The sequence below is a fragment of the Paenibacillus ihuae genome (assembly GCF_001368795.1).
Taxonomy (GTDB): Bacteria; Bacillota; Bacilli; order Paenibacillales; family Paenibacillaceae; genus Paenibacillus_AQ; species Paenibacillus_AQ ihuae.
This window is the reverse complement of record NZ_LN831198.1, coordinates 2,370,615-2,373,820: the sequence shown is the minus strand read 5'-3', so window position 1 is coordinate 2,373,820 and position 3,206 is coordinate 2,370,615. Positions and strand designations below refer to the sequence as shown.

Sequence of the window (3,206 nt, the reverse complement as noted above, 5' to 3'; positions counted from 1 at the left end):
CTTCGAACTGGGGTTTTTCCTTGGACATCCCTGCTAATCCCTGCTTTGCCTCCATATAACCGCCTACACCTGTACTGGACCCGGCGCTCACCTGGGAAATCCCGAGCTGAATGACCTCATCACGGAAAGACGGCTCTTCACGGGTGGAAAGGATCATTCCGGCATAAGGAACGGACAAGCGCAGAACGGCAACCAGCTGCTTGAAATCATCATCCTTCACCTGGAATGGATACGTTTTCAAATTTACATTGTCCGCCTCGCGCAATCGGGGAACGGATACCGTATGCGGGCCGACCCCGAACCGTTCTTCCAGGTGTTCTGCATGCATCAGCATCGCAATGGTGTCATATTTGTGGTCATATAAACCGTAAAGAACTCCTACACCGACATCATCGATCCCGCCCATTTGGGCGCGGTCCATGGCCGTGGTATGCCAGTCATAATCCCGTTTGGGACCGTTGTGATGCAGCGCTGCATAGGTGGGTCTGTGATAGGTCTCTTGAAATAGAATATATGTCCCTATCTCCGCATCCCTCAGCTTCTGGTAATCTTCAATCGTGGTTGCTGCAATATTGATATTCACGCGGCGGATGCTGCCATTATCGACCTTTACGGAATACACCGTTTTGATCGCATCAACGACATAGTCAATGTCACAATGCACCGGGTCCTCTCCTGCTTCAATAACCAGGCGCTTATGGCCCAGACCCTGCAGCACACGGACTTCATCCGCCAATTCATCCTTACTCAGCTTCCGCCTTACAAAATCCTGATTGGACTGCTTATATCCGCAGTATTCGCAGTTATTGACACAATAATTGCTTATATACAAAGGAGCAAATAAAACGATTCTGTTGCCGTATATTTTCTCCTTAATGACCCTTGCCGAGCTGTAAATCTCTGCTAGAATTTCTTTATCCGTAACCTCCAGAAGTACCGCTGCTTCCCTGTGGGTCAATCCCTTACAGGACCTGGCTTTCTCTAAAATGGACCGGACAACGGCCTCTTCGCCGGCCAGCCTCTTCGCCTCTTCCAGACTGGATAATATCTCTGCATCATCGATAAAATCCGCCGGCTCCCAATCCTTCCGCAATTTCGACATCCTCCTTACCTCCTACAGTTCCCAAATTCCCTTCCACCACTTTTCCCTAAATATTAATTTTTAAAGTTCAATGAAAAGTTCGTTATGACTAGGTGTATACGGATCAAGCTAAGTGGAATTTCTCCATTTATTTCTCAGTCCAACACGCGGATAAGTGTGCTAGTGGGAAAAACTCCACTTAAATGTATCGATATCCCCCTCAGAAGGGTGTATAGAACTAATTAGGTGGAGATTTTCCATTTAACTATCATAAATATTTATAAATGAGAATATTAGGTGGAGAAAATCCACTTTACATTGGATCTTTCTCTTTCTGAAACAAAACCGCTACGAACACCTCAGTTCCGAAACTGGGCATTTTTTTAACCCCGAACCTTCCTCAGAACAGAGCATCAAAGCCCATCTGCCCAGCGCAATACTTACCCACACCTCGCCACTCCGGACCCGACTGCCTCAATACTTCGAGCGCACCGTATAGTGCGTATGCAGCAGCTCATGGGCAAGGTGACCATTCGGTTCTCCCAGAAACTCCTCGTACAGCACTTTAATAAAAGGATTGTTATGCGATTTGCGGATGGTCTGCGCCTCATCTTCGGAATATATCGCCTTAGCCCGTGCGGCTTTGATATCGATCTGCTCGGCGGTTTTGGCATCTACGATCGGCTGGCCGCCTCCGGTAATGCAGCCGCCGGCGCAGGCCATCACTTCCATGAAGTCATAGCTTTTCTCCCCCCGCTGCATCGCCTCCATTAACCTACGGGCATTGCCGAGGCCGTGGACGACCGCAGTGCGAATCTGCTTGCCATCCGGCAGCTCAATGGTATTCTCCTTGATCCCAGTCATGCCGCGGACAACGGTATATTCGATCGTTTCGAGCGGTTTACCTGAGGTCAGCTCGAAAACCGTACGGAGGGCGGCCTCTGATACGCCTCCGGTTGTGCCGAAGATCGCTCCAGCACCGGAGCCGATGCCAAGCGGATTGTCAAAAGCCTCATCCTTCAGGTTCCCAAAGTCGATCCCGGCCTCTTTGATCATCGCTGCCAGCTCACGGGTCGTCAGTACCCAGTCCACATCCTGCATATTTTCGTGAGACAGCTCATCCCGTGCACCTTCGAACTTCTTCGCCGTACATGGCATAATCGAGACGACGACAATATTCTCCGGATCGATACTGAGCTTCCCGGCAACATAGGATTTAATTACAGCCCCTTCCATCTCATGCGGAGATTTGCAGGTAGACAGGTTATCCAGCATATCCGGGAAGTTATGTTCCATAAACTTCACCCAGCCCGGACAGCAAGAGGTCATCAGCGGCAGATTCTGTCCGCTGCTGAGCCGGGAGAGCAGCTCAGTACCTTCCTCCATAATGGTCAGATCCGCCCCGAAGTTTGTATCGAACACTTTATCGAACCCCAGTCTGCGCAGCGCAGCCACCATCTTGCCGGTGGTGCGTGTGCCGGCCGGCATGCCGAACTCTTCTCCAAGCGCAACACGTACGGCAGGTGCAGTCTGCACGACAACATATTTGCCTGGATCAGCGATAGCATTCCATACATCGCTGATGTTCTCATGCTCTGTAAGTGCGCCTACCGGACAAGCCATAATACACTGGCCGCAGTTGACGCAGGTGGATTCCGCCAGCGACCGGCCAAAGGCGGTGGAAATCACAGTATCAAATCCCCGTTTGGCGAAGCCGATGGCACCCGCTGTCTGCACAGTGCCGCAAGCGCCGACACAGCGTCCGCAGAGGATGCATTTGGAGGCGTCACGCAGAATAGCCGGTGAAGAATAATCCTTTTCCCGGCTGGACTGCTCACCGGTATAAGTAACTTTACGGATATTCAGATCATTCGATACGGTTTGCAGCTCACAGCTGCCGCCGCGGGAGCAACTGAGGCATTCCCGGTCATGATCGGACAGCAGCAGCTCTACAGATGTTCTGCGGGCATCGCGGACCTTCTTCGTGTTCGTCAGAATATTCATGCCCTCTTCTGCGATCAGGGTACAGGATGCGATTAGCCTCGGGCCGACTTCAACTACGCATACCCGGCAGCTTGAAGAATGGTTAACCCCCTTCAAATAACAGAGGGATGGAATATTAATG

The 3,206-nt window shown here is 51.1% G+C and carries 2 protein-coding genes; both read right to left on the bottom strand.

Features of this window, described 5'->3' with window-relative positions; genetic code table 11:
* A partial coding sequence (gene hydG, locus AQR02_RS10710; RefSeq protein ID WP_245237309.1) for a [FeFe] hydrogenase H-cluster radical SAM maturase HydG occupies nucleotides 1–1,102 on the bottom strand: 1,102 nt, incomplete at its 3' end.
* Nucleotides 1,103–1,555: 453 nt separating this feature from the next.
* Nucleotides 1,556–3,206, bottom strand: a 1,651-nt coding sequence (locus AQR02_RS10705) for an NADH-dependent [FeFe] hydrogenase, group A6 (RefSeq protein WP_082451958.1), incomplete at its 5' end; no start/stop codon positions are given.